This is a genomic window from Streptomyces sp. NPDC026377, from assembly GCF_055567715.1.
This window is the reverse complement of record NZ_JBVHPV010000004.1, coordinates 462,310-488,579: the sequence shown is the minus strand read 5'-3', so window position 1 is coordinate 488,579 and position 26,270 is coordinate 462,310. Positions and strand designations below refer to the sequence as shown.

The window sequence follows — 26,270 nt, the reverse complement described above, 5'->3', positions numbered from 1 at the left end:
GCGTTTCCCCTCAGCCCTCGGCCGATCAGCTGAACAGTTCCCGGCCCCACCAGTCGTCCTTGTCGCGGACGCCCGGCGGAACGGCGAATATCGCCGAACCCACGTGCTGGATGTACTCGTTGAGCGCGTCGTGACGCGCCAGGTTGCGCTGTACGGGCAGGAAGCCCTTGCGGACGTCCCGCTGGTAGGCGAGGAAGAACAGGCCGGCGTCGAGGCGGCCGAGGCCGTCGGTGCCGTCCGTGAAGGAGTAGCCGCGGCGCAGGATCGTGGCGCCGCCGTTGGAGTCGGGGTGCGCCAGGCGTACGTGCGCGTCGGGCTTCATCGCCTTCAGGAACGGCTCGTCGCGCTCCTTGGCCTTGCCGACCGGGGCACCCTCGCCCTTGTCGCGCCCGAACACGTCCTCCTGCTCCTGCAGGCCGGTGTGGTCCCAGGTCTCGATGCGCATCCGGATGCGCCGCGCCACCAGGTAGGAGCCGCCGGTCATCCAGGGCGTGCCGTCCTTCTCGCCGACCCAGACGTGCTTGTCCAGGGCGGCGGTGTCGGTGCCCGCGATGTTCCGGGTGCCGTCCTTGAAGCCCATCATGTTGCGCGGGGTCTGCTCGTCGGGCGTGGTCGAGGAGGTCTTGCCGAAGCCCAGCTGGGACCAGCGCACCGCGGCGCGGCCCATGGCGATCCGGGCCAGGTTGCGGATGGCGTGCACCGCCACCTGCGGGTCGTCGGCGCACGCCTGGACGCACAGGTCGCCGTCGCTGCGCGCCGGGTCGAGGTTGTCGTGCGGGAACTTCTCGATGTCGACCAGCGCCTCGGGCCGCCTGCCCTCCAGGCCGAAGCGGCCCTTGGCGAAGAGCGAGGGGCCGAAGCCGACGGTGAGGGTCAGCCGGGACGGCTTGAGGCCGAGCGCCTCACCCGTGTCGTCCGGCGGCGCCTCGGCGAGACCGCCGTAGGCGCCCTCGCCGACCGTCTGGCCCGAGGTCATCCGGGCGGCGGCGGCCGTCCAGTCCTTGAGGAGCGCGACGAGTTCGGCGCGGTCCTTGGTGGTCACGTCGAACGCGGCGAAGTGCAGCCGGTCCTGGACCGGGGTGGCGATACCGGCCTGGTGGACGCCGTGGAACGGCACGGCCGCGCCGGACTCGGCGGCGGGCACCGCGTCCCCGCCGTCACCGCGCACCGCGGCGACCGCGCCCCCGGCCGCTGCGGCGCCGAGCGCCAGGCCCGCACCGCCCCAGCCGAGCAGGGAACGGCGGGACGGCGCCGGGGACTTCGCGTCCCCGGCGGCGTCGGTGGCGGTGCCGGCGTCGGTCGTGTCGCTCATGGCCTGTCCCTCCTGTCCTGTGCGCGTACGGAGTTACTTGGCGACGGCCGCGGCGAGCTTGGAGAGGGGCTCGCTGAGCGCGTTCACGCCGTCCGAGAGCTGCTTGCGGTCGCCCGCGCCGACCTTGTCGTACGAGGTGAAGTCGTAGGAGTTCTTGTCGGCGCGGTACTTGTCGAGCTGGGCCTCGATCGCCGCGAACTGCTTGTCCAGCTCTGCGGTGAGCTTGGGGTCGTTCTTCGAGGCGACCGGCTTCAGCAGCTCGTACGCCTTCTGGGCGCCCTCGACGTTGGCCTTGAAGTCGACCAGGTCGGTGTGGCTGTAGCGCTCCTCCTCACCGGTGACCTTGCCGGTGGCGACCTCGTCCAGAAGCTCCTTGGCGCCGTTGGCCATGGAGGTCGGGGTGATGTCGGCGGTGCCGACGCGCTTCTGCCAGTCGGCGATGTCCGCGGAGAGCTGGACGCCGAGCTTCTTCTCCTCGTCGCCGATCCTGCCGTCCGTCCACAGCGCCTTCTCCAGGCGGTGCCAGCCGGTCCACGTCTGGCCCTTCTCCAGGCCGTCCTCGCGGGTGTCGGTCTTCGGGTCGATGTCACCGAAGGACTCGGCGACCGGCTCGGTGCGCTCCCAGCCGATGCGCGAGGGGGCGTACGCCTTCTTCGCGCCCTCGACGTCGCCGGCCGCGATCGCGTCGGTGAAGGTCTTCAGCTTCGGCAGCGTCTCGTCGGCCTGCTGCTGCACATAGGTGCGGTAGGCGGCGACGGCCGCGTCCAGCCTCGGGTCGCGCTTGGGGGTCCGGCCGCCGCCGGTGACGGTGACCTTCTGGCGGATGCCGTTGCCCTTCATGCCAGGCTTGCAGGCGATCTCGTACGAGCCGGCCTTCACCTCGGCCGTGAGCCTCTGCTTGAGGCCGGGGCCGATGTTCTCGCGCTCGGCGACGATCCGGTCGTCCGGGAAGAGCAGGTAGACCTCGGTGACCTTGGAGCCCTTGTTCTCGATGGCGAACTGCACGTGCCCGGCCGCGAACTCGGTCTTCGACACCTCGCAGGCGTCGTCCGAGGCGGTGACCTGGATGGCGCCGTCAGCGCTCTCGGAGTCGCTCTTCGAGGAGCAGCCCGTGACGGCGGCCAGCGCCGCCGCGGCCGTGGCAGCGGTGACAACGGAGAGACGGACGGCTCGCATGTGGGCTCCACACTGGTTTCGGTCAGGGGGTGAGGCGGACCTAACTTAACCGAGGCTTACCTGACCGATACCCATCGGGTCCGTGATTCAGCTCTCACCTCCCCCCGGGTGACACCGGTCGATAACAGGCCAATCACAAGAAGGCCATGGCGAGGTCAAGGAGCGGTCAAGTGGCGCCGCCGGGACCATGATCCATCCGTTTTGCCCCCGGCTCACGCCCCTGCGCATGGCTGATTTCTTGCGCCCCCGCACGCTTCCCTGCGCCCCTGTGACCCCGTACGCGCGAACGCCGGTCCCCGGCGGTGACGGGTGCTGTTGAATGCGGGGGTGACGGAAAACGGCGTACCCGGCCTCCTCATCGACGTACTGAGGGTCTTCTGCGCCCCTGACGGCCGCCACGGCAACGCCCTCGGCGTGGTGCGCGAGGGCTCGCTGCTGCCCGACGAGGCGGCCCGGCAGGCGCTGGCCAAGGAGCTCGGCTTCAGCGAGACCGTGTTCGTGGACGACCCCGAGCGGGGCGCCGTCGACATCTACACCCCCGGCCTGCGCCTGCCCTTCGCGGGGCATCCGCTGGTCGGGGTGGCCTGGCTGCTCGACGTGGACGTCCTGGAACTACCCGTCGGGGAGGTGTTCGCGCGCCAGGACGGCGAGTTCACCTGGATCACGGCCCACCCCGGGTGGGTCCCGCCGCGCACCCTGCGCCGGTACGCCTCGGCGGCCGAGGTGGACGCCCTTGAGGTGCCCGAGCCGGGGGAGTGGGTGTACGCCTGGGCCTGGGAGGACGAGGCGGCGGGCCGCGTCCGGGCGAGGGCGTTCCCGGGCCGGGGCGACGGCATCACCGAGGACGAGGCCACGGGGGCGGCGGCCCTCCTCCTCACGGCCGAGCTGGGCCGCGCCCTGAACATCACCCAGGGCGCGGGCTCCCAGCTCCTGACGGCCCCGGGCCCGGACGAGACGATAGAGCTGGGCGGCCGGGTACGGCTGGAGAGCAGCGGCACGGTGTAGGGGGCGGCGGCCCGCGGTGCCGACGCTCCGCAACCCCCTGCCAGGGGCGCGGGGAACCGCGCGACAAGCCCCCGCCGGCCCGCGGACGGAGTCCGGGCTAGGCGCTCCGCGAGAACTCGTCCTCCAGCGCGCAGAACACCGCCGTGTTCATCGCGAACGCCCGCCGGCACTCCTCCACCATCCGCTGCTTCTCCAGCTCGTCCACCTCCACCGCGTCCAGCAGCTCCCGGTACCCCCGCTTGAACGCGGCGGGGTTCGCGATCGCCTCGAACACGTAGAACCGCACCCCGTCGCCCTTGCGGGCGAACCCCCACGTCTTCTCGGCCCGGTCCCGGATGATCTGCCCCCCGGAGAGGTCCCCGAGATACCGCGTGTAGTGGTGCGCCACATATCCGGCGGGCCAGCCCACGGCACACTCCCGCACCCGCGCCGCGTAGAGCCGGGTCGCGGGCAGCGGCACCGCGCGGCGCTGCCACCCCGCGCCCCGCAGATGCGCCAGATCCCGCTCCAGCGACGGCGTACGCATCAGCTCCGGCCGGATGAACGGCCCCGCCACCGGGTCGTGGCGCAGCGCCGCCGCCCCCTCCTCCAGCGCCCGGTACACGAACCACAGCTGCTCGGTGTACCGGGCGTACGCCTCCACGCCCAGCCGGCCGCCGAGCAGGGCGCTCATGAAGCCGGAGTTCTCCGCCTCGGCGTGCTGTTCGCGCGACGCCGCGCGGATGCGGGCGGAGAAGGGCGTGGAGAGGGGCGTGTCCAAGGCGTGCCTCCGGGGAAGCGCGGCGACGGTCAGGGCAGCGTGAGGATCTCCGCGCCCGTCTCGGTCACCACCAGTGTGTGCTCGAACTGGGCCGTCCGCTTCCGGTCGCGCGTGACGACGGTCCAGCCGTCCTCCCACATGTCGTACTCGTGCGTCCCCAGCGTCAGCATCGGCTCGATGGTGAAGGTCATCCCCGGCTTGATGACGGTCGTGGCGTGCGGGGCGTCGTAGTGCGGCACGATCAGCCCGGAGTGGAAGGCGGTGCTGATGCCGTGGCCGGTGAAGTCGCGCACGACGCCGTAGCCGAACCGCTTGGCGTACGACTCGATGACGCGCCCGATGATGTTGATCTGCCGGCCGGGCCTGACGGCCTTGATGGCGCGGTTGAGCGACTCCCGGGTCCGCTCGACCAGCAGCTTCGACTCCTCGTCGACGTCGCCGCAGAGGTAGGTGGCGTTGTTGTCGCCGTGGACGCCGCCGATGTACGCGGTGACGTCGAGGTTCACGATGTCGCCGTCGTTCAGGACGGTGGAGTCGGGGATGCCGTGGCAGATGACCTCGTTGACGGAGGTGCACAGGGACTTGGGGAAGCCCCGGTAGCCCAGCGTCGAGGGGTACGCGCCGTGGTCGCACATGTACTCGTGCGCGACCCGGTCGAGCTCGTCGGTGGTCACGCCGGGCGCGATGAGCTTGGCGGCCTCCTCCATCGCGCGGGCGGCGATACGGCCCGCGATCCGCATGAGCTCAATCGTTTCGGCGGTCTGCACCTCGGGGCCGGTGTACGGCGCGGGCATGGGCTTCCCGACGTACTCGGGGCGGCGGATGTTCCCCGGGACGGAGCGGGTGGGAGAGAGCTCCCCTGGTACGAGCAGCGACTGGCCAGACATGCCGGCGAGTCTATCGAGCCGGGTTGGGGCAGCATGGTCGAGAAGGTCCGAGGACGGGCCGAGGAAGGAGCCTCTTCGTATGGCCCTGTTCAAGAAGCGCACGGCCGGAAAGCCGGGCGAGTGGTACTACTGCCTGGTCCACGGCAAGGTCGAGGAGGGCCCGGAGTGTCCCGCCAAGGACCGCTTCGGCCCCTACACGAGCCGCGAGGAGGCGGAGAACGCGATGCGGACCGCTCAGGAGCGGAATCTGGAGTGGGAGACGGATCCGAAGTGGCATGAGAAGGGGGACTGAGGGGGCCCGGTCTTTGTGTGCGGGCCGGTGGGTGGTTGCTCGCGCAGTTCCCCGCGCCCCTGAAGGGCCCGGTGTTTGGCTGCGGACCATAGGTGGCTGGCCGCGCAGTTCCCCGCGCCCCTTCAGGGGTTTCCCGTAGCCGGAGTGCTTGGCTCAGCCAGGGCGTTTTTGGGGGCGCGGGGAACTGTGCGAGCAACCCGTCACCCACCCGCAGACGAAGTCCCGGCCCTTAAGGGGCGCGGGGAACTGCGCGAGTAAGCCACCACCCACCCGCAGACAAACACCCCGCCCGGCAGGGGTCACCAGCGCGGTGGTGGCGGGGCCGTCAGCCGGTCCGCCAGGCGGGAGAGGCGGTCACGGACCCGCCGCCCACCCCGCTGCACCGGCACCCCGTTCTCCCCCGCCGCCGCACTCACCAGATGCTGCACCGTGTCCAGATCCACCTCCGCCCCCGGCGGCACCGTCAGCGACTCGTGCACCAGCCCCCGCACCTCCGCGTCACCCGCGTCCAGCGCCAGCACCCGCGCCCCGGCCCGCCGGGCGTCGTGCACCCGTTCGAGGAGGCCGCCGTCCGGCCGGTCCGGGGCCACCACCAGGAGCGTCTCGCCCCGCCCCGCCGCCTCCAGGCGCCCGAGCCCGACGGACAGGTGCGGCCCCCGGCCCGGCTCGACCCGGTGGCGTACCAGCGTGGGGGTGAGCTCGGGGACCCCCGACCACGCGGCCTCGTCGGTCAGGTGCGCCGCCAGGTGCCACGGCTCGTACGCCTCGGTGCCCACCAGCAGCAGCCCGCCGCCGTTCGGCACCACCGACCCCCGCAGCACCCCCGCGAACCGGCGGGTCCCGCGCAGCCACTCCGTCCCCGCGAGGACTTCCCGCAACAGTGCGACGCGTACGGCATCCATGCCCCGGCATCCTGCCGCACCCCACGCCCCGGCGGGCCGGATCCCGCACTCCTCACCCGGGCGGGCGATGCCCCGTGGCACGCGACGTAAGGTCGGGCCATGACTTCCACTGAGAGCGCCGAGAACGCCCCGAAGCCCGCCGCCAGGGACCCCTGGGACCTGCCCGACGTCTCCGGCCTGGTCGTCGGTGTCCTCGGTGGCACCGGTGACCAGGGCCGGGGCCTGGCCTACCGGCTGGCCCGGGCGGGCCAGAAGGTGATCATCGGCTCGCGGGCCGCCGAGCGCGCCCGGGCCGCCGCCGACGAGCTGGGCCTCGGCGTCGAGGGCGCGGACAACGCCGAGTGCGCGCGCCGCAGCGACATCGTGATCGTCGCCGTGCCGTGGGACGGGCACGCCCAGACCCTTGAGGCGCTGCGCGAGGAGCTGGCGGGCAAGCTCGTCGTGGACTGCGTCAACCCGCTCGGCTTCGACAAGAAGGGCGCGTACGCCCTCAAGCCGGAGGAGGGCAGCGCCGCCGAGCAGGCCGCCGCCCTGCTGCCGGACTCGCGGGTCACCGCCGCCTTCCACCATCTGTCGGCCGTGCTGCTCCAGGACGCCTCGATCGAGGAGATCGACACCGATGTGATGGTCCTCGGCGAGAGCCGCGCCGACACCGACCTGGTGCAGGCGCTGGCCGCCCGCGTTCCCGGCATGCGCGGGGTGTTCGCTGGGCGGCTGCGAAACGCCCACCAGGTGGAGTCGCTGGTGGCCAACCTGATCTCCGTCAACCGCCGCTACAAGGCGCACGCCGGGCTGCGGGTGACCGACGTATAGGCCCGGCCGGGGCATGGGGGACACTGGACGGGCATCAGCGCCGTACCCGGACAGGAGCCGACCCCATGCCCCGCCTCGCTCTGTACGCCCTCGCCGTCTGCGTCCTCGCGGTCGCCGCGGCCGTGGTCTCCTTCGTCCAGGGCAGCTGGACCGGCGTCGTCTGGGTCCTGCTGGCCGGGCTCTCCTCCAACATGGCCTGGTACTACCTGCGCAGGGCGAAGGCCGACGAGCGACGGGCCGCCGCCGTCAGCCGGTGAGTGAGGCGATGTCCGGGGCGTGCTGCCAGAAGCGGTAGAGGCGCTGCCCCCAGTACGTGTCCGACTCGGTGACGCCGAGGCCGCGCAGCACCGCGTGGATGGCGTCGAAGAACACGCTGTTGACCGAGGGCAGCCACAGGAACGCGAAGACCGCGAGCAGCCCGAAGGGCGCGAACGGCTCGATCCGGCGGCGCACCCCGTGCGAAAGCCATGGCTCGATCACCCCGTATCCGTCCAGACCGGGGACGGGCAGGAAGTTCAGGATCGCCGCCGTCACCTGGAGCAGCGCCAGGAACGCCAGCGCGTAGCGGAACGCGGCGGGCACGCCGTCCAGCGCGTGCAGCCAGAACGGCGCCGTGCAGACGACGGCGAAGAGCACATTGGTGAGCGGGCCCGCCGCCGCGATCAGGCTGTGCTTCCAGCGGCCCCGGATACGGCCGTGCTCGATGAAGACGGCGCCGCCCGGCAGACCGATGCCACCCATGATCACGAAGATGACCGGCAGCACGATCGACAGCATCGCGTGCGTGTACTTCAGCGGGTTGAGCGTCAGATAGCCCTTGGCGCCGACCGTGATGTCCCCGCCGTGCAGCGCGGTGCGGGCGTGCGCGTACTCGTGCAGGCACAGGGAGACGACCCAGGCGCCCGTCACGAAGAGGAAGACGGCGAAGCCCGGCGCGGCCGAGAAGCCCGTCCACACCGCCCAACCGGCGACCGCCGTGACGGCGGCGATCCCCAGGAAGACCGGGCTGACGCTCCGGTCGCTGCGGCGCGAGGTGGCGGTGGCCATGGGCGGGGCTCCCGGGGTGGAAGTGCGCGGTCGGACGGCCCCGACCGTACAGGTGATACCCCGGGAACGTCCGGCCATCCCGTCCTAGTTCCACCCCTGGTCACCGTCGCGTGGCCAGGAGTTGGCGGGCGGGGGCACGGCGGGGCGTCACGTCACGGACAATGGGGCGGTGCGCTACCGGATCATCGGCACCACCCAGCTGCTCAACCCCGAAGGCACGGCGGTCGCCGTCGGCGGGGCGCGTCTGCGCGCCCTGCTGACCGTGCTCGCCCTGCGCCCCGGCCGTACGGTCCCGGTCGGGCTCCTCGTCGACGAGGTGTGGAACGGCGAGCCGCCCGCCGACGCGGCCGGCGCGCTCCAGGCGCTGGTGGGCCGGCTGCGCAGGGCGGCCGGGCCCGGTGCGGTCGTCTCGGTGGAGGGCGGCGGCTACCTGCTCGACGCCGAGCCGGACGACATCGACCTGTACCGCTTCGAGCGGCTCGCCGGGGAGGGCGCCCGCGCCCTGGAGCAGGGCGACCCGGCGAAGGCCCTGTCCCGCCTGGAGGACGCGCTGGCGCTGTGGACCGGCCCGGTCCTCGCCGACCTGCCCGACCGGACCGCCGAGGCGGCCCGCTGGGAGGCCCGCCGTCTGGACGCCCGCCGCGCCCGGCTGACCGCGGCCCTCGCCGTGGACCGGGCGGAGGAGGTACTGCCCGAGCTGGCCGCGCTCTGCGCCGCCCACCCCCTGGACGAGCCGCTGCACACCCTGCGCATCCGCGCCCTGCGCGCGGCGGGCCGAACGGCCGAGGCGCTCGCCGCGTACGAGGAGGTCCGCCGCACCCTCGCCGACCGCCTCGGCGCGGACCCCGGCCCGGAACTGCGGGCGCTGCACGGCGTGTTGCTGCACACCCCGGAGGCGTACGCGGACGTGCCCCCGGCGGGACCGCGGGCGCCCGTCCCCGACGCCGTGGCCGCCCGCCCGGCCCCCCTGGGCAATCTGCGGGCCCGGCTCACCTCCTTCGTGGGGCGCGAGGCCGACATCGAGGCGATCCGGGGGGACCTGGGCGCCGCCCGTCTGGTGACGCTGCTCGGGCCCGGCGGGGCCGGCAAGACCCGGCTCTCCCAGGAGGCCGCCGAGGCCGTCGGCGCGGCCGGGGACGGCTGGCCCGACGGGGTGTGGCTGGCCGAGCTCGCCCCGGTGACCGACCCCGCGGCCGTGCCGGCGGCCGTCCTCACCTCGGTCGGCGCCCGCGAGACCGTGCTGCACGGCGCGGGCGCCGAGGAGCTGCGGGCCGCCGACCGCGCCGCCGGCGACCCGCTGGTCCATCTCGCCGCGCACTGCGAGCGCCGCCGGATGCTGCTGCTCCTGGACAACTGCGAGCACGTGATCGACGCCGCCGCCGCCCTCGCGGAGCATCTGCTGGCCCGCTGCCCGGGGCTGACCATCCTCGCCACCAGCCGGGAGCCGCTGGGCGTGCCGGGCGAGGTGGTGCGGCCGGTGGAGCCGCTGCCGGGGCCGGTGGCACTGCGGCTGCTCGCGGACCGGGGCGCGGCGGCGCGGCCGGGGTTCCGGGTGGAGGACGACCCCGGCGCGGCGGCCGAGATCTGCCGCCGCCTGGACGGTCTGCCGCTGGCGGTGGAGCTCGCCGCGGCTCGCCTCCGAATGCTGACGCCACGTCAGATAGCGGACCGGCTCGACGACCGCTTCCGCCTGCTGACCAGCGGAAGCCGGACCGTACTGCCCCGCCAGCAGACCTTGCGCGCGGTCGTCGACTGGTCCTGGGACCTGCTGGAGGCCCCCGAGCGCACGGTGCTGCGGCGCCTGTCCGTCTTCGCGGGCGGCTGCGTCCTGGCGGCCGCCGAGGCGGTCTGCGCGGACGGCGAGGGCGTCGTCGCCCACGACGTCGCCCCGCTCCTGGGCTCCCTCGTCGACAAGTCGCTGGTGGTCGCCGCGCCCGGGGACGGCGGCGAGATGCGCTACCGGCTCCTTGAGACGGTGGCCGAGTACGCCGCCGAGCGCCTCGACGACGCCGGGGACCGGGGCCCCACCGAGCGCCGCCACCTGGTGCACTACCGCGAGCTGGCCCGGACCACCGACCCCGAGCTGCGCGGGCGGGGGCAGCGCGCCGCGGTCGCGCTCCTGGAGCGGGAGTACGAGAACCTGCGCACCGCGCTGCGCCGGGCCGTGGACCTCGCCGACGAGGAGGAGGCGCTGTGCATGGTGCACGCGCTCTCCTCGTACTGGCACATGCGCGATCTGCGCGCCGAGTCCCGCCGCTGGGCCGGGGCGGCGGCCGAGCTCGGCCCCGACCCGTTCGCGCCGCCCGCCGAGCCCGCGCCCCCGGTCTTCGCGCGCTGCACCGACAGCCCGCCGCCCATGGAGCCCGAGGTGCTCCAGGAGGCCCGGCGCGGGGTGCGGCTGTTCCTGCTCGCCTCCATGGACCACACCGGCGACGACTGGACGACGCCCGAGGCGGCGGAGCGGCTGCGCGCCATCGTGGGGGTCTACCGGCCGGGGCTGCCGCAGACCTGCCGGATGCCGGGCGCGCTCTGGTTCTTCCCGGTGATCATGACGAGCGACGCCAAGGCGCTCAGGGAGCTGCTGGACGCGACGGTGGCGGCGTGCGAGGAGTTCGGTTACGAGTGGGAGCTCGCCAACGCCCTGCAGATACGGGCCAACGTCCTCGCCAACCGCGGCGACTGGGCCGGTGAGGCCACCCGCGACGCCGAGGCGGGACTGGACATCTTCCGCCGCCTCGGGGACGACTGGGGCGCCGCCGAGGCCCTCTCGGCGCGCGGCGAGGCCCGTGAGCGCCGCGGTGAGTACGCGCTGGCGGGCGAGGACTACGGCGAGGCCGTGCGGTACGCCGAACGGCTCGGCGCCCAGGGCCAGGTGTCGCTGTTGAAGGCGCGGCTCGCCTCGGTGCTGATGGAGACCGGCGAGGGCGAGCGGGGCGAGGCGATGCTGCGCGAGATCATCGCCGCGGGCCGGCAGGCGGGGTACGAGGCACAGCCCGCCGCCCGGATGTTCCTGTCGATGTGGCTGGGCCGCACCGGGCGGATCGCGGAGGCGCGCGAGCAGATCACCCAGCTCCTTGAGGAGTTCATGGCCAGCAACCTCGCGCTCTTCGAGGGCTTCGTGATCGGCATCCGGGCCTGGCTGGAGAACCTGGAGGGCGCCTACGACAAGGCCCTGGTGGACTCCCGTGCGGCGCTCGCCCGGTCCGTGGCGCCGATGGCCCTGATGGTCGCGCCCCAGATGGTCCCGGTGCAGCTGCTCTCCGTCGCCTGGGCGTGGGCCGGACTGGCCGGGCCCGGGGCGCGGGAGGCCCACGACGCCGCACGGCTGATCGGGGCGCACGACGTCCTGATGCCGGCGATCCACTTCGCCTCCTCGATGGAGGTGGAGGTGCGCCGGAAGGTGGAGGCGCTGGTCCGCCCGCTGCTCGACGAGAGCGCCTACGCCGCCGCGTACGCCGAGGGCGGCGGCCTCTCTCTGGAGGAGGCCGCCGCCCTGGCACAGGGGGAGCGCGACTGACGCCCCGTCATCGTCAGGTCCGCTTGCGGAACTTGGCCACCGCGAGCGGCGCCGTCACCACGGTGATCGCCACCGCCCAGCCCAGCGTCATCAGCGCCGAGTGGGCGACCGGGCCGCCGTTGACCAGGTTGCGGGCGGCGTCCGCGAGGTTGGAGAGCGGGTTGTAGTCCGTGAAGGTCTGCAGCCAGCCCGGCATCGTGGTCGGCTTGGCGAAGATCGACGAGCCGAACTGCAGCGGCATCAGCACGAGCATCGCCACTCCCTGGACGGCCTGGGCCGTCTTCATGGTGAGACCCAGCAGGATGAAGATCCACATCAGCGAGGCGCCGAACACCAGCGAAAGACCGACCGCCGCGAGCAGTTCGAGGACGGAGGTGTGGATGGACAGACCGAGGATGAAGCCCATGATCAGCAGGATCGTGGTGGCGACCATCATGCGGCCGATCTCGACCACGATCTTGGCTATCAGCACCGACGACCGCGCGATGGGCATGGTCCGGAACCGGTCCATCACGCCCTTCTTGAAGTCGTCGTTGATGCCGGTGCCGACCGCCATCGCGATGTTCAGGCCCTGCATCGCCATCAGACCCGGGATCAGGTAGTTGACGTACGCGTCCTGGTTGCCCTTGCCGGAGACCGCGCCGCCGAAGACGTACACGAACAGCAGGGTGAAGATGATCGGCATGAACACGGCGTCGAACATCGACTCCGGGTCCTGCTTGATCTGGAGCGCGTTGCGGCGCACCAGGGCGCCGATGTGCCGCAGATTGGCGCGCGGGCCGATCCGGGCGTCGGCGTCCGCGACGGGCGGCCGGATGCCGGTGGGCTGCTTCGCGGGGGCCGCCTGGGCGGTGGTGGCGGTGCTCATGCCGCGACCTCCTCGGTCGTGTCGTCGCTCTCGGAGTCCTGGAGGGTGGGCTTCTGGCCGGTGATGGCCAGGAACACCTCGTCCAGGCTGGGCAGATGGGTGCCGATGTGGGCGATGCCGAAGCCACGGGCGCCCAGCAGACCGACCACGGCGGTCAGCTGCTCGTCGCTGAGGATCGGCACGTTCAGCAGGCCCTCGTCGGGGACCGCCTGGGTGCCGGAGACCCCGTCGAGACCGGCCTCGGCGATGGCGCGGGCCATCGCGCCCAGCTGGGCCGGGTCGGCGGGGCGGATCTGGAGGGTGCGGCCGCCGACCTTCGCCTTCAGGTCGTTGATGCCGCCCTTGGCGACGACCTTGCCGCGGTCGATGACCGTCAGCTCGCTCGCCAGCTGCTCGGCCTCCTCCATGTACTGGGTGGTGAGCAGCACGGTGGCGCCCTCGGCCACCATCCGCTGGACCTCGTCCCACACCTCGTTGCGGGTGCGGGGGTCCAGGCCCGTGGTCGGCTCGTCCAGGTAGAGCACGGCCGGGTTGCCGATCATCGAGGCGGCGAGGTCGAGCCGGCGGCGCATACCGCCGGAGTAGTTCATCGCGGGCCGCTTCGCCGCCTCGGTGAGCGAGAAGCGCTCCAGGAGCTCGTCGGCGCGGGCCCGGGCGTCCCTGCGGGAGAGATCGAGCAGCCGCCCGATCATGTACAGGTTCTCCCAGCCGGACAGCTTCTCGTCCACCGAGGCGTACTGCCCGGTGAGGCCTATGGTGCGGCGCAGCTGACGGGGCTGGCGCACCACGTCGTACCCGGCGACGTGGGCGGTGCCGGCGTCCGGCACGATCAGGGTGGACAGGCAGCGGACGAGGGTGGTCTTGCCGGCGCCGTTGGGACCCAGGACCCCGAGGACCGTGCCCTCGCGTACGTCCAGGTCCACGCCGTCCAGCGCCTTGGTGTCGCCGAAGTGCTTCACCAGCCCCCGCACCGTGACGGCGTTGGCCGCGCCGCCTTCGGGGTTGTCGTCGATTCGCGTCATGCCCACAAGATGCCAGCCGCCACCGACAATTCACCGACAGCGGGCCGACAGGGACCGACAGCCCGCCGACACGCGCGGCTCGCGCCGGGTGTTCCCGGACGCGCGGCCGGTCCTTCGTCCGCGGCTCCGCCGCGCGGGCGCACCCGCGCGGCGGAGCCGCACCACGTCACACCGGGCCTAGTGGAACGTGTGCTCCTCCGCCGGGAACCGCGAGCCGATCACCTCGTCGGCGAACGCCTTCGCGGCGTCACCGAGCACGCCGCGTACGTTCGCGTACTGCTTCGTGAACCGTGGCACCTTCCCCCCGGTGAGCCCCACCATGTCGGTGTACACCAGCACCTGCGCGTCGCACGCCGCCCCCGCGCCGATCCCGACCGTCGGGATGTGCAGCGAGCGCGTGATCTCGGCGGCCACCTCGGCCGGGACGAGTTCGAGCACCACGGCGAACGCGCCCGCGGACTCCGCGGCCTTGGCGTCGCGCAGCAGCTGGTGGGCGGCCTCGTCGGAGCGGCCCTGGACCCGGTAGCCCATGGCGTTCACGGACTGCGGGGTCAGGCCCAGGTGGGCCATGACCGGGATGCCGGACTGCACGAGCAGCTCCGTCTGGGCCAGCGAGCGCTCGCCGCCCTCCAGCTTGACGGCCCCGACGCCCGCCTCCTTGACCAGGCGGGTGGCGCTGCGCAGGGCCTGCACCGGGCCCTCCTGGTAGGTGCCGAACGGCAGGTCCGCCACGACGAGGGCGCGCCTGGTGCCCCGGACGACCGCGGCGGAGAGCATGGCGATCTCGTCGAGCGTGACCGGGACGGTCGTCTCGTAGCCCAGGTGGCAGTTGCCCATCGAGTCGCCCACGAGGAGGACCGGGATCCCGGCCTCGTCGAAGACGGACGCGGTCATCGCGTCGTACGCGGTGAGCATGGGCCACTTCTCGCCCCGCGCCTTGGCGGAGGCGATGTCGTGGATCGTGACGCGGCGCGTCGATGTGCCCCCGTACAGCGCCTTGCTGCTGTCGGAACGTTCTGCGGGCGGATTCTGCGCAGCCTTGATCTGTTGCGTCATCGCAACGGCTCCTGTTCGTCATCTCGAAGCGCCCTGACGGCGTCTCCGGACCACTTCCATGGTGGCATCCCACCCCCGCCGACGGGAAGTGGGTGCCACAGTCACGTAAGTGGATGAGCCGTAAACCACTCCGGGGGGCAAATATGCGCGTTTTGTCACAGCCGCCCCCGTGGCCGTGACCTGTGGGAACCCCGCGCGGCGTGCGGTCGTCATCGAGGCAGTACGACAGCAGGGAAAGGCACCTCCCATCGCCTAGGGTCATCGGGCGACGGTGTGCGACGGCAAGGCAGTGAGGACAGCGGTATGACGCGGGCGTACGTGGCGGAGACGGGGAACGGCAGCGCGGAGGGCGAGCGCTCCGGATCCCGGGTCCGGCGCCTGCTGGAGGGCTGGAGGAACGACCCCGGCATCTGGCGTCGCGGCCTGGTCCTGGCCGGGGCCGCGGTGCTGATCGCCCTGGTCATGCTGGTCCACGCGAAGATCCCCAACCGGATCGGCAACCTGGGCAGCCTCACGGAAACCTTCCTGCCCTGGCTGGGCCTCTTCGTCCCGGTGATCCTCGGCCTCGCCCTGTGGCGCCGCTCGGCCACCGCGCTGATCGCCCTGGTCCTGCCGGCGGTGGTCTGGCTCAACCTCTTCGGCGGACTGCTCACCGACAAGGAGAGCAAGGGCGGCAACCTCGTCGTCGCCACCCACAACGTCAACGCCGACAACCCCGACCCGGCCGGCACCGCCCGCGAGCTCATCGCCTCCGGCGCGGACGTGCTCGCCCTGGAGGAGCTGCCCGGCGGCAGCGTCGGCGCGTACGAGAAGGCGCTGGCCGCGGCCTATCCGCACCACTCGGTGCAGGGCACGGTGGGCCTGTGGTCGAAGTTCCCGCTGAGCGACGCCGAGCCGGTCGACATCAAGATGGGCTGGACCCGCGCCATGCGGGCCACCGTGAGCACCCCGGCCGGCCGGGTGAAGGTGTACGTGGCGCACATGCCCTCGGTACGGGTGAAGCTGAGCGCCGGGTTCACCGCACGCCAGCGGGACGCCAGCGCGGACGCCCTGGGCGACGCGATCGCGGGCGAGCCCCTGAAGAAGGTGGTCCTGCTCGGCGACCTCAACGGCACCATGAACGACCGCGCCCTGAACAACATCACCTCGCAGATGCGCTCCACCCAGGGCGCGGCGGGCAATGGTTTCGGCTTCACCTGGCCCGCCTCGTTCCCGATGGCCCGGATCGACCAGATCATGGTCAAGGGCGTCGAGCCCAAGTCGTCGTGGACGCTGGGCCGCACCCCCAGCGACCACCTGCCGATCGCCGCCCGGCTCACGGTCTGAGCGGCCCGGCTCACGGTCTGGGCTGCCCGGCCCGCCGGGCTCAGACCGACTCGCGCCACCGGTTGGTGATCGGCAGCCGCCGGTCCTTGCCGAAGCCCTTCGCGGAGATCTTGGTGCCCGGCGGGTACTGCCGCCGCTTGTACTCGGCGGCGTCCACCATCCGCAGCGTCCTGGCCACCAGCTCCGCGTCGAACCCGGCCGCCACGATCGCCTCACGGCCCTGGTCGCGGTCGACGTACAGGGACAGGATGGCGTCCAGGACCGGGTAGTCCGGCAGCGAGTCCGTGTCGACCTGGCCCGGGCGCAGCTCGGCGCTGGGCGGCTTGCTGATGGAGTTCTCCGGGATGGGCGCGACCTCGCCCCGCTCGGCCGCCGCCCTGTTGCGCCACCGGGCGAGGCGGAAGACGGCCGTCTTGTAGACGTCCTTGATCGGCCCGTACCCGCCGACGGAGTCGCCGTACAGCGTCGAATACCCCACGGCCAGCTCGGACTTGTTGCCCGGCGCGAGGACGAGGTGGCCCTCCTGGTTGGAGATCGCCATCAGCAGGGTGCCGCGCAGCCGCGACTGGAGGTTCTCCTCGGCCAGCCCGGTCAGCCCCAGCGCGGCCATGTAGGCGTTGAACATCGGCTCGATGCTCACCGTGCGCAGGTTCAGGCCGGTGCGGCGGGCGAGCTCGGCCGCGTCGCCCCTGGAGTGCTCGGAGGAGTACGCGGAGGGCATCGACACGCCGTACACGTTCTCCGCGCCCACCGCGTCGCAGGCGATCGCCGCGACCAGCGCCGAGTCGATACCGCCGGAGAGCCCGATCAGGACGGACCGGAAGCCGTTCTTGACGACGTACGCCCGCAGCCCCGTGACCAGCGCCGAGTAGACCTCCTCGTCGTCGTCGAGCCGCTCCGCCCGCCCGCCGGTGTGCTCCGGCTCGTACGCCGGGACGGGCTCGGACGACAGCGTCACATGCTCGATCCGCAGACCGTCGTCGACCGTCCCGGACGGGACCGGGCCCGCCGCGGGCAGCTCCAGGTCGAGCAGCACACAGCCCTCGGTGAACTGCGGGGCGCGGGCGACGACCTCACCGCGTCCGTCGACGACGATCGAGTCGCCGTCGAAGACCAGGTCGTCCTGGCCGCCCGTCATCGCCAGATAGGCGAGGGTGCACCCGGCCTCCTGGGCGCGCTTGCGGACCAGCTCCAGACGGGTGTCGTCCTTGTTCTGCTCGTACGGAGAGGCGTTGATCGAGAGCAGTAGCCCGGCCCCGGACGAGCGGGTGGCCGGGACGCGGCCGCCGTCCTGCCAGAGGTCCTCGCAGATCGCCAGGGCCACGTCCACGCCGTGGACCCGGATCACGGGCAGGGTGTCGCCCGGCACGAAGTAGCGGAACTCGTCGAAGACGCCGTAGTTGGGCAGATGGTGCTTGGCGTACCGGAGCACGACCTCGCCCCGGTGCAGCACGGCGCCCGCGTTGCGCGGGGCACCGGCGGGCTGGCCGTAGCGCACGCGCTCCTGCGCACGGTCGAGGTGGCCGACGACCACCGGCAGCTCGCCGAGGCCCTCGGCGGCCAGCCGCGCCGCCAGCTCGGTCAGCGCCTGCCGGGACGCCTCGACGAACGAGGACCGCAGGGCCAGATCCTCCACCGGGTAGCCGGTCAGCATCATCTCGGGGAAGGCGGCGAGGTGCGCCCCCCGCTCGGCGCAGTGCCGGGTCCAGTGCACGATCGCCCCGGCGTTGGCGGCGATGTCGCCGACGGTCGAGTCGATCTGATTCAGAGCGAGACGTAGGTGAGGCACCCCGCCAGTGTAATCGTCAAAGCGACGCGATGGGGGGTGGAGCGAGGCGTGGCGCCCGGCTTCACCCCTCTGCCCGCCTCCGTGCGACAGCCCAGGACTGTCGGCATCCCGGCCTCCGCCCGGTGGACGTTGTGGCAGTGGGCCATCCACGGCCCCCGGTTGTCCGCGCGCTCCCCCTGCCCGGACCTCACCCCCACCCGGTATGTCCCGACATGCGGGGCCGGGGGGCCGCGGTGAGCATGGCCCCATGAGGAGACGGCGATAAGCGCCATCGGCGCCACCGTGCGACCAGCCGGTTCAGGCGGCCGGCCCGCCGTGATCCCGCTGGTGCTCGGCGCGCTCTCGTACACCGCGTGGGTGCTCGAAGTGGTCCTGCGCACCGGGCTCGACCCCGTCCGGACATACGTGAGCGAGCTCGCCGCGGCCGACCAGCCGCTCGGCGGGCTCTTCCGGGCGACGGACCTGACGGCCGGGGCGCTGGTGTTCTGCGGGGCGGTGTGGGCGCTGTGGCGGTGCGAGCGGCGGCCGTGGTCGGTGGCCGGATGGTGGGGGCTCGTCCTGTTCGGCGCGGCGACCGTGGCCGACGCCCGGCTCCCGCTGAGCTGCCCGCCGACCGCCGATCCCGGGTGCGCGGCGCGGGAGACGGCCGGGCTGGTCCCGGCCACGCACACCGCGCACACGGTGAGCAGCGGCCTCGCGATGACCGGCGCCCTGGTGGCGGTCATGGCGCTCACGGTCGCGGCCCGCCGCTACCGCCGGTGGGGGGTGCTGGCCCGCGTGGGTCCTTGGCTGGCCCTGCTCGAACTGGCCGTCACCGTCTGGACACTGGCCGCCATCGCCGCTTTCGAGGCCGGACGCGGCACCTGGTGGCTGGGGGCGGGGCAGCGGGCGCAGGTGCTGGGCGTGGCGGTGTGGCTGGGGGTGCTCGCGTACGCGGTCGCGCGCGAGAATCGAGTATGACGTTCGTACGCATCGACGGGGTGCCGCACCACGTGGTGGTGGCGGGCAGCGGTCCGCCCGTGCTGCTCAGCGCGGGCCTGGGGATGGCGTGGTTCGACTGGGACGAGGTGGCCCGGCTGCTCGCCCCGCACCGCACGGTCGTCCGCTTCGACCGCCCCGGCCACGGCCTCTCCGGCCCGGCGGCGGCCCCGCCCACGGCCTCGGGGGAGGCGGACCGGATCGCGGCCGTGCTGGACGCGGTGGGGGTTTCGGGGCCGGTGACGGTGGTGGGGCACTCGATCGCGGGCTTCCACGCCGAGGCGTACGCACGGCTGCACCCTGCCCGTACGGCCGCGCTCGTCCTGGTGGACTCCAGCGTGGAGCCGGATGTACGGGTGCCGGTGGCGGCGGGGGCGCGGGTGGTGTCGGCGCGGGTGGCGGGGGCGGTGCTGGCGGGGGCGGGGGTACCGGCGGCGGTGGGGCCGCTGGTACGGCGGGGGGCGGTGCGGCTGTCGCGTACGGACGGGGGTGATCCGGCGGGGCGGGCGCAGGTGCGGGCGTGCTACCGGACGTCGCGGGTGTGGCGGGGCGTCCTCCTGGAGAACGCCCGCTACCGGCCGGTCGCGGCCGAACTCCTCACACTGCGCGACCACTTTCCGCTGCCGCCGGTGCCGGTGACGGTGCTGGCGGCGGGCGGGGACGCGGCCTGGCTGAGCCGGCAGCGGGGGCTGGCGGATGTGCTGCGGGGCCGTCTTCGGGTGGTGCGGGGGGCGGGGCATCTGGTGATGCTGGATGAGCCGGGGGCGGTGGTGTCGGCGGTGCTGAGCCCCTCCCCGCCCCTTCCCTGAACCCTCCGGGGGCGGGGGGCGGCTTCCGCCCGACCGATCACGCCCGGGGCTGCGCCCCTGGGGCCCGGGCCCTGGTTCGTGGTGGCCTGCGGCCCGGTGGGGGGCTGGCCGCGCAGTTCCCCGCGCCCCTCAGCCGGCACGTCTGCCCCGGGACCGGAACGGCCCCGGGGCAGACGTGTTCGAGGGGAGGGGAGGCCGGGGCGCAGCCCCAGGCCTCAGGGGCGCGGGGAACTGCGCGGGCAACCCCCGCCGGGCCGCAGGCGAAGTCCGGGCCTGAGAGGGGTGCGGGGAACTGCGCGGCAAGCCGTGGACCCGCTGTCGCCATACCCCGCGCCCCGCCCCGTGCTACCCGCGCCGGCCGTACCCGAAGCCGTACGACGCCACATAACCCCGTGACGGCGTACCCACCCCCGTCACGTCGTCATAGCCCCGCACCGCGTGCAGCGAGCTGTCCGCGCCCAGTGTCCGCACCGACGTGGTCAGTCCGCCCGACGCGTCGACCCCGTTGACGAAGTCCACCCGCGCCACCGCGAGGCCACGCGCACCCAGCGGGTGGTCGGTGACGTCGTGGTACAGGGGCGAGCCGTAGCGCGCGTAGATCGACGGGTTCGCGAACCCGATCGGGAAGTGCCGCGCCTGCTGCGCCAGCGCCTGCACACCGGCGATCACCGGCGCCGCGAGCGAGGTGCCGCCGATGCGGTACTCGTCGTACTTCACCGCCCCGTCCGGGAACGTCTGCGTCTGGCCGACCAGGAAGCCCGTGTTGGGGTCCGCGACCGCCGCGATGTCCGGGACCGTGCGCATCCGCGCCGCCCCGTTCGCCTTGGCGAGCGAGTCGGGCACGACGCCCCGCTGGTAGAACGGCTGTCTCACCGTGGAGCTGGTGCCGCCGCCCGCACCGGAGGTGTACGCCCCGGGGAAGTCCGTCCAGCTCTTGCCGTCCGCCGACAGGGTGGACTTCAGCGTGCCCCAGCCCGTCTCGAAGCGGTACGTGTCGCCCTTGCCGACCGCCAGCGAGGTGCCGCCGACCGCCGTCACCCACGCCGAGTTGGCCGGGGTGTCGACCTGCTTCCTGCCGGTGTTGGCGACCTCGTCGCCGTCGTCGCCGGAGGAGAAGTAGAAGCCGATGCCCTCGACCGCGCCCAGCTTGAACGTCTGGTCGTAGGCCGCCGCCACGTCCGGCGTCTCGTTGGCCTCGATGTCGCCCCAGGAGTTGGAGACGATGTCGGCGAGACGGTTGTCGACGATCTTGTTGAGCGCGTCGAGCAGATCCGGGTCGTTGCAGGACGCGCCCGCCACGTACACGATGTCCGCGTCCGGCGCGACCGCGTGCACGGCCTCGACGTCCAGCGACTCCTCGCCGTACCAGCCGGCCGCGTCGCACGCCTCCGCGCTGTTGTAGTCGGCGGGCTTCACCTCGCTGTACTGGCCGCGCTTGTACGTCTTGTCGCCGTTGCGCAGCGCGTACCGCTGGGCGTCCTTCGCCATCGTCGGCGAGGCGTACGCGTCGGTGATCGCGACGGTGACGCCCTTGCCGGTGTAGCGGCCCGCGCCGTACGCCGCGCGCAACTGCCTGCCGGTGTACCCCTTGACCGCGTACGGGACCTTCGTGCCGTACGCGTCCGGCAGCGTGGTCGCGATGTTCGAGCCGTAGTACGTCGAGAACGGCCCGGAGTTCTTGAAGGCGGGGCCGGGCCCGGGCAGCGTCTCGTGGTGCGTTGCCCTGTGCGGGGCGTTGTCCAGGCCCGTCACGGTCAGCACCGCGTGGGCCAGCGCGCCCGGGGCGGAGGCGGTCTTCACCGGGGCGCGGTAGGTGCGGGCGCCCTTGCGGTAGTTGTGCAGCTCGGTGGCGAACGCCTTCTCGGCCGCGGCGACGTCACCGGAGACCGAGACGTAGTGCTGGTTGGTTCCCGTGACGGTCAGACCGGCCGACTTCAGCCAGGCGGTGACCGCAGCGATCTGCTCCCGGGTCGCCCCGAAGCGCTGCCGCGTCTGCGCGGCGTTCAGGTACTTCCCGTACGACGGCGAGCTCGGGTCCGACACGGCCGCGGCGTACGCGGTGAGGCCCTCGGCGTCGCGGCCGGCGAGGTAGACCCGCGCGTCGACCTTGTTCGTGTCCGTCGTGGCGCCCCGGTCCGCGGCGCCGGTGGCCCAAGCGGGCTTGGTGCCCGTGAGGGCGGCCCGCCCGGACGGCACGGGGTCCGCCGCGTGGGCGGACGGTATGCCGAGAGCGAGCGCGCCGGCGAGCAGAGGCAGTGTCGCTGCCATGCTCACGGCGCGCCGCCTGGTGCGGCTTGTTCTCAATGTGACCCCCTGCATGAGGCTCTTCACCTGGGAGGCATGCGCAACTTGATCTGCACACGCACAGCGTCACTCTGGTGAGGAACGGTTCATGCCGGGGACATGCGAAACCCAAGAGAAGCCCAAGTCCCGCCGACGTGGCGGGACTTGGGCATTTTTGGTGGTGCAAATGCCGACTCGGGCGGGTTGCGCGCGCGACCCGCCCGAGCCGGAGCCGCCCACCGCGTCACGTACGCGGTGCGGCCCCCCGCGCCTTCAGCATCTGCGCCATCAGGTCGATCTCGGACCGCTGGGAGTCGACCATGCCCTGCGCCAGGGCGCGCTCCACCTCGGTCGTACACCGCTGGGCGCACCCCTGGGCCATGTGCACACCGCCCTTGTGGTGCTCGGTCATCAGCCGGAGGTAGAGGATCTCCGCCTGCCTGCCCTCGGCGGCGCGCAACTGGTCGAGCTCGGTCCTGGTCGCCATCCCGGGCATCAGCGCGCCGTCCGCGCCGGGCTCACTGCCCATGCCCATCCAGGCCATCGGCAGCCGGTCCGGCTCCGCCTTGGGCAGCCCCCACAGATCCAGCCAGCCCAGCAGCATGCCCCGCTGGTTGGCCTGGGTGTTGGCGATGTCGTACGCGAGCCGGCGGACCTCCTCGTCCTTCGTGCGGTCGCGTACGAGGAACGACATCTCCACCGCCTGCTGGTGGTGGACCGCCATGTCGCGGGCGAACCCGGCGTCCGCCGAGGCCGCCGCGGGGGTGTGCGCGGCGGGCCCGGAGTCCCCGCCGGTGGCGCCGGCGACCGTGGCCACGGTCGCGAACACCAGCGCCGCCACGACCGCCGCGAGCGACGCCCAGTAGGTGCGGTTCACTTCTGGTCCAGTCCGCCCGTGCACGCCGCTCCCGGCTCCGGGGTCTGCGGGCCCTGCACGTACTTGGCGAAGAACTGGTTGACCCTCGGGTCGTCCGCGCTGGTCACCGTGACCTGCTTGCCCCAGGCGCTGAGCATGATCGGCCCGGACTGGTCCTTGTACGGGCTCATCAGCGAGTACGGCGTCTTGGAGACCTTGTCGGAGAGCTTCTGCACATCGGCGGCGGGTGCCTTGTCGGTGTACGTCACCCACACCGCGCCGTGCTCCAGGGAGTGCACCGCGTTCATGTCCGGGACCGGCTTCTTGTAGACCTCGCCGCCGCAGTTCATCCACACCTGGTCGTGGTCGCCGCCGACCGGGGGCTTCATCGGGTACGCCACCGTCTTGGTGACGTGGTTGCGGGTGAGCTTCTTCGCGTCCCAGTCCTTCTCGCCCGCGATGGTCGCCTTGGCGTCGGCGGCCTTCTGCGCCTGCTGCTTGTCCTTGTCGTCGGACTCCTTGTTCAGCAGGTACGCGCCGACGCCGACGAGCGCGGCCACGATCGCCACGGACGCGGTGATGGCGACGATCTTGTTGCGCCGCTCGCGGGCCTGCTCGGCGCGGCGCATCTCGGCTATGCGCGCCTGCCGCGAGTTCTTGGATTCCTTGGTGGCCATGGGGGCTCAAGTCCTTTGGGTGAAGGGGAAGTCAGGTGGCTCGGTGGGCCCCGCCCGGCCCGGTGCCGCTCTCCAGGGGTGCGGGGGCTGCGCGACCGGCTCGAACCGGTCCGCGGACGGAACAGCGGCACAACCGGCCGGAGCTATCTGCGAAGGACCTGAAGGACGTGGAGACCGGGGGCCCGGGGCCGCGCCGCGTCCCGCACCGGCGCCCCCGAGGGCAGGACCGCCGCGGCCCGTACCGTGTGCGCACCCCCCGGCTCCGGAGCGTCGAGCGGCGGCGGAGCGGTGAGCACGGCCGGGTCGGCGTGCGGGAAGAGCCCGCAGTCGCCGCCGTCGTCCGGGCAGCCGTACTGCGCCGCCCCGCCCGCCACCAGGGCGTGGTGGGCCCGTGGAGCGGCGGCGTCCGCGCTCGCCCCGCCGCCCGCGGTCAGGCAGAGGAACAGCGCGGCGAGGAGCGTCGCCATGGCGCTCACCAGCGCCATGGGACGTGTGATGCGAAGGCCTCGCACTCCCCCCATAGGCGCAGATGCTAGGCGAGGAAGCGCGCCGGGCGGCAGGGCGGGGTCGGCCAAGATCCGGCCACCGGGCCGCCGGAACCGCTCAGCCCCGGGCCGGAACCGTCAGCCCCCGGTCCGGAACCGTCCGCCCCGGAGCGGATCCGCTCAGCCCCGGGGCGGACGGTGGCGCCCCGACGACGACCCGCCCGCCCCGAAGGGGCCCCGCTGCCCCAGGTCAGCCCACGTGCACCCGCGGGCGCCGCTTGAGGTCGGGCTCGGCGCGCCGCAGTACCTCGCGGGTGACCGGGGCGACCTCGCCGTCGCCGAAGACCAGGAAGCGCAGCAGATGGCTGAGCGGATGGCCCTCGGTCCAGTTGAAGTACGCGTGCGGCACCTCACCGGTCCGCTCGCGCAGCTTCATCATCACCGCCGCGATGGTGTTGGGCACCACCGCTCCCTCCACCCGTAGCCTGCGCACCCCGTGCTTCTCGTCGCCGTGCACGGTCAGCTCGGTGGTGAAGTCCGAGGAGTTCTGCACGAACACCTCCAGGAACAGCACCGGCCGCCCGTCCGGGATGTGGGTCTCCTCGCGCTGGCTGTACTCCTTGGCGCGGTACTCCCGGGTGCTGTGCTCCTGCGGCTCGTTGGCGATCAGCCGCAGCGGCCCGCTCCTGGCGGCCTCGTCGACGAACCGGCCGGCCGCCTCGTCGAAGGTCACCTCGGTGGCCCGCAGCTCGAACGCCCGGTGCACCCGGGACGCGAACGAGGAGAGCAGGATCGCCAGGATGAACAGCAGCGCGATCTTGAGGCCGTCGGGCCGCTCGATCACATTGGTGACCAGGGTGTACGCGAACACGGCGGTGATGACGCCGAACCCGGCCGCCGACACCTTCCTGCCCCGGTGCAGCACGGCCACGGCCGAGGCGAACGAGGCCGAGAGCATCAGGACCAGCACCCCCGTCGCGTACGCCCCGCTCTGCGCGTCCACGTCGGCGTCGAACCACCAGGTGATGAAGAAGGCGATCGCCACGAACAGCAGCACCAGCGGGCGCACCGCGCGGGTCCACTCCGGGGCCATGCCGTAGCGCGGCAGATAGCGCGGGACCAGGTTGAGCAGACCGGCCGTCGCCGACGCCCCGGCGAACCAGAGGATGGCGATGGTCGAGACGTCGTACACCGTGCCGAAGGCCTCGCCCAGGCGCTCGTGCGCGAGATGGGCGAGCGCGCGGCCGTTGGCGTCGCCGCCCGCCTCGAACTCGGCCTCCGGGATGAGGATGGTGGTGGCGAGGCTGGAGACCAGCAGGAAGCCGCTCATCACCAGGGCCGCGGTGGTCAGCAGCTTGCGGGTGTCACGGATGCGGCCGAGGGGCGCGGCGTGCGTGTCGCCCGCGTCGCCGCGGATCTGCGGCATCACCGCGACCCCCGTCTCGAAGCCGGACATGCCCAGCGCCAGCTTGGGGAAGACCAGCAGCGCCACGCCGACGACCGCCAGCGGTGAGGAGTGCTCGGCGCTCATCGCGTGCCACCAGTCGTCCACCACGACCGGCTCGGTGGCGATCGAGGCGACCGCGATGGCCAGGACCACCAGGTTGAGCGTCAGATAGACGGCCACGAGCACCACCGCGACGCCCATGGCCTCCTTGAACCCCTTGAGGAAGACCGCGCCGAGCGCGGCGACCAGGGCGAGGGTGATCCAGAGGTTGGAGCCGTGCAGCCAGTGCGGGGCGAAGGGGTTCTCCACCACGTGCGCCGAGGCGTCGGCCGCCGACAGAGTGATCGTGATCATGAAGTCGGTGGCCGCGAAACCGAGCAGCACCAGGACGAAGATCTTCCCCGCCCACCAGGGCAGCAGCCGCTCCAGCATGGCGATGGAGCCCTCGCCGTTGGGGGACTCGGCGGCCACGCGCCGGTAGACCGGCAGCGCGCCGAGGAGCGTCAGCGCGATCAGGACGAGGGTGGCCATGGGGGAGAGCAGCCCGGCCGCGAGCGCCGCGATGCCCGGCTGGTAGCCGAGGGTGGAGAAGTAGTCCACACCCGTCAGGCACATCACCCGCCACCAGGTGTGGCCCCGGTGCTCCTGCGGCGGGGTGCCGTGCGGCCCGGGATGGCGCGCGGAGTGCTCCGAGAGCCCCTCCAGCAGCCAGGCCCGCCAGCGGCGGGCGGCCGGCTCCCGCGCGGGCGGGGCGGCGTCGGTATCCGGGGGCTCCATCTGGGTGCCGGTCATGCTTCGGTTCTCCATGGTCGTACGTGTGCGCCGTACCCGTCGGCCTTACTCGTCCGGGTGAACGGGTCCGTTCCCGGGCACCCGTGAGCGGCCGTCGCCGGGACGTTTCCGCAGGGGGCGAGGAGCGAGTATCCCCCACGGCCTCGCCCCGCGCGGCGCCCGGTGCGAGGG

The 26,270-nt window shown here is 72.9% G+C and carries 23 protein-coding genes and 1 pseudogene; 8 read left to right on the top strand and 16 right to left on the bottom strand.

Annotated elements, in window-relative coordinates; genetic code table 11:
• Positions 1-25 precede the first annotated feature (25 nt).
• Both efeB and efeO read right to left on the bottom strand, forming a co-directional pair.
• Positions 26-1,312, bottom strand: coding sequence for an iron uptake transporter deferrochelatase/peroxidase subunit (gene efeB, locus ACZ4MU_RS12480; RefSeq protein WP_467874563.1), 1,287 nt, complete (start codon positions 1,310-1,312; stop codon positions 26-28).
• Between the two features lie 33 nt (positions 1,313-1,345).
• Positions 1,346-2,488: an iron uptake system protein EfeO gene (gene efeO, locus ACZ4MU_RS12475; RefSeq protein ID WP_467874561.1), complete on the bottom strand. Its 1,143-nt coding sequence runs from the start codon at positions 2,486-2,488 to the stop codon at positions 1,346-1,348.
• A gap of 327 nt (positions 2,489-2,815) precedes the next feature.
• Between efeO and ACZ4MU_RS12470 the strand changes: the two genes are divergently transcribed.
• A complete protein-coding gene (locus ACZ4MU_RS12470) occupies positions 2,816-3,493 on the top strand; it encodes a PhzF family phenazine biosynthesis protein (RefSeq protein WP_467874559.1) in 678 nt (225 codons plus the stop codon).
• Between the two features lie 97 nt (positions 3,494-3,590).
• On the opposite strand, the gene ACZ4MU_RS12465 is transcribed toward ACZ4MU_RS12470, so the two are convergent.
• Positions 3,591-4,253 (bottom strand): biliverdin-producing heme oxygenase, encoded by a 663-nt coding sequence (locus ACZ4MU_RS12465; protein WP_467874556.1) that lies wholly within the window; start codon positions 4,251-4,253, stop codon positions 3,591-3,593.
• Between the two features lie 29 nt (positions 4,254-4,282).
• Complete coding sequence (gene map / locus ACZ4MU_RS12460) at positions 4,283-5,140, bottom strand: type I methionyl aminopeptidase (protein WP_467874554.1); 858 nt, start codon at positions 5,138-5,140, stop codon at positions 4,283-4,285.
• A gap of 79 nt (positions 5,141-5,219) precedes the next feature.
• Between map and ACZ4MU_RS12455 the strand changes: the two genes are divergently transcribed.
• Positions 5,220-5,432, top strand: a complete 213-nt coding sequence (locus ACZ4MU_RS12455) for a hypothetical protein (protein WP_467874551.1) — start codon at positions 5,220-5,222, stop codon at positions 5,430-5,432.
• A 299-nt stretch (positions 5,433-5,731) separates the two neighbouring features.
• On the opposite strand, the gene ACZ4MU_RS12450 is transcribed toward ACZ4MU_RS12455, so the two are convergent.
• On the bottom strand, positions 5,732-6,334 hold the full coding sequence (locus ACZ4MU_RS12450; RefSeq protein ID WP_467874549.1) for a hypothetical protein: 603 nt from the start codon (positions 6,332-6,334) through the stop codon (positions 5,732-5,734).
• A 99-nt stretch (positions 6,335-6,433) separates the two neighbouring features.
• Between ACZ4MU_RS12450 and npdG the strand changes: the two genes are divergently transcribed.
• Together npdG and ACZ4MU_RS12440 are read left to right on the top strand one after the other, a co-directional pair.
• Positions 6,434-7,147 carry an NADPH-dependent F420 reductase gene (gene npdG / locus ACZ4MU_RS12445; RefSeq protein WP_467874547.1) on the top strand — a complete coding sequence of 238 codons (714 nt, stop codon included), beginning with the start codon at positions 6,434-6,436 and terminating at the stop codon, positions 7,145-7,147.
• A gap of 65 nt (positions 7,148-7,212) precedes the next feature.
• Positions 7,213-7,404, top strand: coding sequence for a hypothetical protein (locus ACZ4MU_RS12440; RefSeq protein WP_467874544.1), 192 nt, complete (start codon positions 7,213-7,215; stop codon positions 7,402-7,404).
• Here ACZ4MU_RS12440 and ACZ4MU_RS12435 read toward each other — a convergent pair.
• Positions 7,394-8,194: a site-2 protease family protein gene (locus ACZ4MU_RS12435; protein ID WP_467874542.1), complete on the bottom strand. Its 801-nt coding sequence runs from the start codon at positions 8,192-8,194 to the stop codon at positions 7,394-7,396. The two genes, ACZ4MU_RS12440 and ACZ4MU_RS12435, sit on opposite strands and share 11 nt — an antisense overlap.
• A gap of 169 nt (positions 8,195-8,363) precedes the next feature.
• On the opposite strand from ACZ4MU_RS12435, the gene ACZ4MU_RS12430 reads away from it, so the two are divergent.
• A complete protein-coding gene (locus ACZ4MU_RS12430; protein ID WP_467874541.1) occupies positions 8,364-11,711 on the top strand; it encodes an AfsR/SARP family transcriptional regulator in 3,348 nt (1,115 codons plus the stop codon).
• A gap of 13 nt (positions 11,712-11,724) precedes the next feature.
• On the opposite strand, the gene ACZ4MU_RS12425 is transcribed toward ACZ4MU_RS12430, so the two are convergent.
• The 3 genes from ACZ4MU_RS12425 to panB all read right to left on the bottom strand — a co-directional run bounded on the left by ACZ4MU_RS12425 (position 11,725) and on the right by panB (position 14,657).
• A complete protein-coding gene (locus ACZ4MU_RS12425; protein WP_467874538.1) occupies positions 11,725-12,579 on the bottom strand; it encodes an ABC transporter permease in 855 nt (284 codons plus the stop codon).
• A complete protein-coding gene (locus ACZ4MU_RS12420; RefSeq protein WP_467874535.1) occupies positions 12,576-13,601 on the bottom strand; it encodes an ATP-binding cassette domain-containing protein in 1,026 nt (341 codons plus the stop codon). Before ACZ4MU_RS12420 ends, ACZ4MU_RS12425 begins: the two co-directional genes overlap by 4 nt.
• 177 nt (positions 13,602-13,778) lie before the next feature.
• Complete coding sequence (gene panB, locus ACZ4MU_RS12415; RefSeq protein ID WP_467874533.1) at positions 13,779-14,657, bottom strand: 3-methyl-2-oxobutanoate hydroxymethyltransferase; 879 nt, start codon at positions 14,655-14,657, stop codon at positions 13,779-13,781.
• A 303-nt stretch (positions 14,658-14,960) separates the two neighbouring features.
• On the opposite strand from panB, the gene ACZ4MU_RS12410 reads away from it, so the two are divergent.
• The gene (locus ACZ4MU_RS12410; RefSeq protein WP_467874531.1) at positions 14,961-15,983 is read left to right on the top strand and encodes an endonuclease/exonuclease/phosphatase family protein; all 1,023 of its coding nucleotides are present in this window, start codon (positions 14,961-14,963) and stop codon (positions 15,981-15,983) included.
• Positions 15,984-16,023: 40 nt separating this feature from the next.
• Here ACZ4MU_RS12410 and ACZ4MU_RS12405 read toward each other — a convergent pair whose 3' ends face one another.
• Complete coding sequence (locus ACZ4MU_RS12405; RefSeq protein ID WP_467874528.1) at positions 16,024-17,772, bottom strand: NAD+ synthase; 1,749 nt, start codon at positions 17,770-17,772, stop codon at positions 16,024-16,026.
• 83 nt (positions 17,773-17,855) lie between these two features.
• Positions 17,856-17,939, bottom strand: a pseudogene (locus ACZ4MU_RS12400) (multicopper oxidase domain-containing protein); the annotation flags it as partial.
• A gap of 151 nt (positions 17,940-18,090) precedes the next feature.
• Here ACZ4MU_RS12400 and ACZ4MU_RS12395 point away from each other — a divergent pair.
• Positions 18,091-18,732 (top strand): DUF998 domain-containing protein, encoded by a 642-nt coding sequence (locus ACZ4MU_RS12395; RefSeq protein WP_467874655.1) that lies wholly within the window; start codon positions 18,091-18,093, stop codon positions 18,730-18,732.
• On the top strand, positions 18,729-19,559 hold the full coding sequence (locus ACZ4MU_RS12390) for an alpha/beta fold hydrolase (RefSeq protein ID WP_467874526.1): 831 nt from the start codon (positions 18,729-18,731) through the stop codon (positions 19,557-19,559). Before ACZ4MU_RS12395 ends, ACZ4MU_RS12390 begins: the two co-directional genes overlap by 4 nt.
• Before the next feature lie 345 nt (positions 19,560-19,904).
• Here the strand turns inward: ACZ4MU_RS12390 and ACZ4MU_RS12385 are convergent, their stop codons facing one another.
• From ACZ4MU_RS12385 to ACZ4MU_RS12365, 5 genes are all read right to left on the bottom strand, one after another.
• Entirely contained in the window at positions 19,905-21,827 is a 1,923-nt protein-coding gene (locus tag ACZ4MU_RS12385; protein ID WP_467874653.1) for a S53 family peptidase, read from the bottom strand.
• A 259-nt stretch (positions 21,828-22,086) separates the two neighbouring features.
• A complete protein-coding gene (locus tag ACZ4MU_RS12380) occupies positions 22,087-22,719 on the bottom strand; it encodes a DUF305 domain-containing protein (protein WP_467874523.1) in 633 nt (210 codons plus the stop codon).
• Positions 22,716-23,375: a DUF3105 domain-containing protein gene (locus ACZ4MU_RS12375; RefSeq protein ID WP_467874521.1), complete on the bottom strand. Its 660-nt coding sequence runs from the start codon at positions 23,373-23,375 to the stop codon at positions 22,716-22,718. The genes ACZ4MU_RS12380 and ACZ4MU_RS12375 overlap by 4 nt, the downstream gene beginning before the upstream one ends.
• A gap of 143 nt (positions 23,376-23,518) precedes the next feature.
• On the bottom strand, positions 23,519-23,860 hold the full coding sequence (locus ACZ4MU_RS12370; protein WP_467874519.1) for a hypothetical protein: 342 nt from the start codon (positions 23,858-23,860) through the stop codon (positions 23,519-23,521).
• 250 nt (positions 23,861-24,110) lie between these two features.
• On the bottom strand, positions 24,111-26,099 hold the full coding sequence (locus ACZ4MU_RS12365) for an APC family permease (RefSeq protein ID WP_467874516.1): 1,989 nt from the start codon (positions 26,097-26,099) through the stop codon (positions 24,111-24,113).
• Positions 26,100-26,270: the final 171 nt, after the last annotated feature.

Bases quoted from the DNA above. Each gene is read 5' to 3' on its own strand.
- ACZ4MU_RS12420 (WP_467874535.1), bottom strand. From the start codon at position 13,601: ATGACGCGAATCGACGACAACCCCGAAGGCGGCGCGGCCAACGCCGTC.
- ACZ4MU_RS12440 (WP_467874544.1), top strand. From the start codon at position 7,213: ATGCCCCGCCTCGCTCTGTACGCCCTCGCCGTCTGCGTCCTCGCGGTC.
- map (WP_467874554.1), bottom strand. From the start codon at position 5,140: ATGTCTGGCCAGTCGCTGCTCGTACCAGGGGAGCTCTCTCCCACCCGC.
- ACZ4MU_RS12375 (WP_467874521.1), bottom strand. From the start codon at position 23,375: ATGGCCACCAAGGAATCCAAGAACTCGCGGCAGGCGCGCATAGCCGAG.
- ACZ4MU_RS12365 (WP_467874516.1), bottom strand. From the start codon at position 26,099: ATGACCGGCACCCAGATGGAGCCCCCGGATACCGACGCCGCCCCGCCC.
- efeO (WP_467874561.1), bottom strand. From the start codon at position 2,488: ATGCGAGCCGTCCGTCTCTCCGTTGTCACCGCTGCCACGGCCGCGGCG.
- ACZ4MU_RS12390 (WP_467874526.1), top strand. From the start codon at position 18,729: ATGACGTTCGTACGCATCGACGGGGTGCCGCACCACGTGGTGGTGGCG.
- ACZ4MU_RS12385 (WP_467874653.1), bottom strand. From the start codon at position 21,827: ATGGCAGCGACACTGCCTCTGCTCGCCGGCGCGCTCGCTCTCGGCATA.
- ACZ4MU_RS12455 (WP_467874551.1), top strand. From the start codon at position 5,220: ATGGCCCTGTTCAAGAAGCGCACGGCCGGAAAGCCGGGCGAGTGGTAC.
- ACZ4MU_RS12425 (WP_467874538.1), bottom strand. From the start codon at position 12,579: ATGAGCACCGCCACCACCGCCCAGGCGGCCCCCGCGAAGCAGCCCACC.
- ACZ4MU_RS12435 (WP_467874542.1), bottom strand. From the start codon at position 8,194: ATGGCCACCGCCACCTCGCGCCGCAGCGACCGGAGCGTCAGCCCGGTC.
- ACZ4MU_RS12370 (WP_467874519.1), bottom strand. From the start codon at position 23,860: ATGGCGCTGGTGAGCGCCATGGCGACGCTCCTCGCCGCGCTGTTCCTC.
- efeB (WP_467874563.1), bottom strand. From the start codon at position 1,312: ATGAGCGACACGACCGACGCCGGCACCGCCACCGACGCCGCCGGGGAC.
- ACZ4MU_RS12450 (WP_467874549.1), bottom strand. From the start codon at position 6,334: ATGGATGCCGTACGCGTCGCACTGTTGCGGGAAGTCCTCGCGGGGACG.
- ACZ4MU_RS12410 (WP_467874531.1), top strand. From the start codon at position 14,961: ATGACGCGGGCGTACGTGGCGGAGACGGGGAACGGCAGCGCGGAGGGC.
- npdG (WP_467874547.1), top strand. From the start codon at position 6,434: ATGACTTCCACTGAGAGCGCCGAGAACGCCCCGAAGCCCGCCGCCAGG.
- panB (WP_467874533.1), bottom strand. From the start codon at position 14,657: ATGACGCAACAGATCAAGGCTGCGCAGAATCCGCCCGCAGAACGTTCC.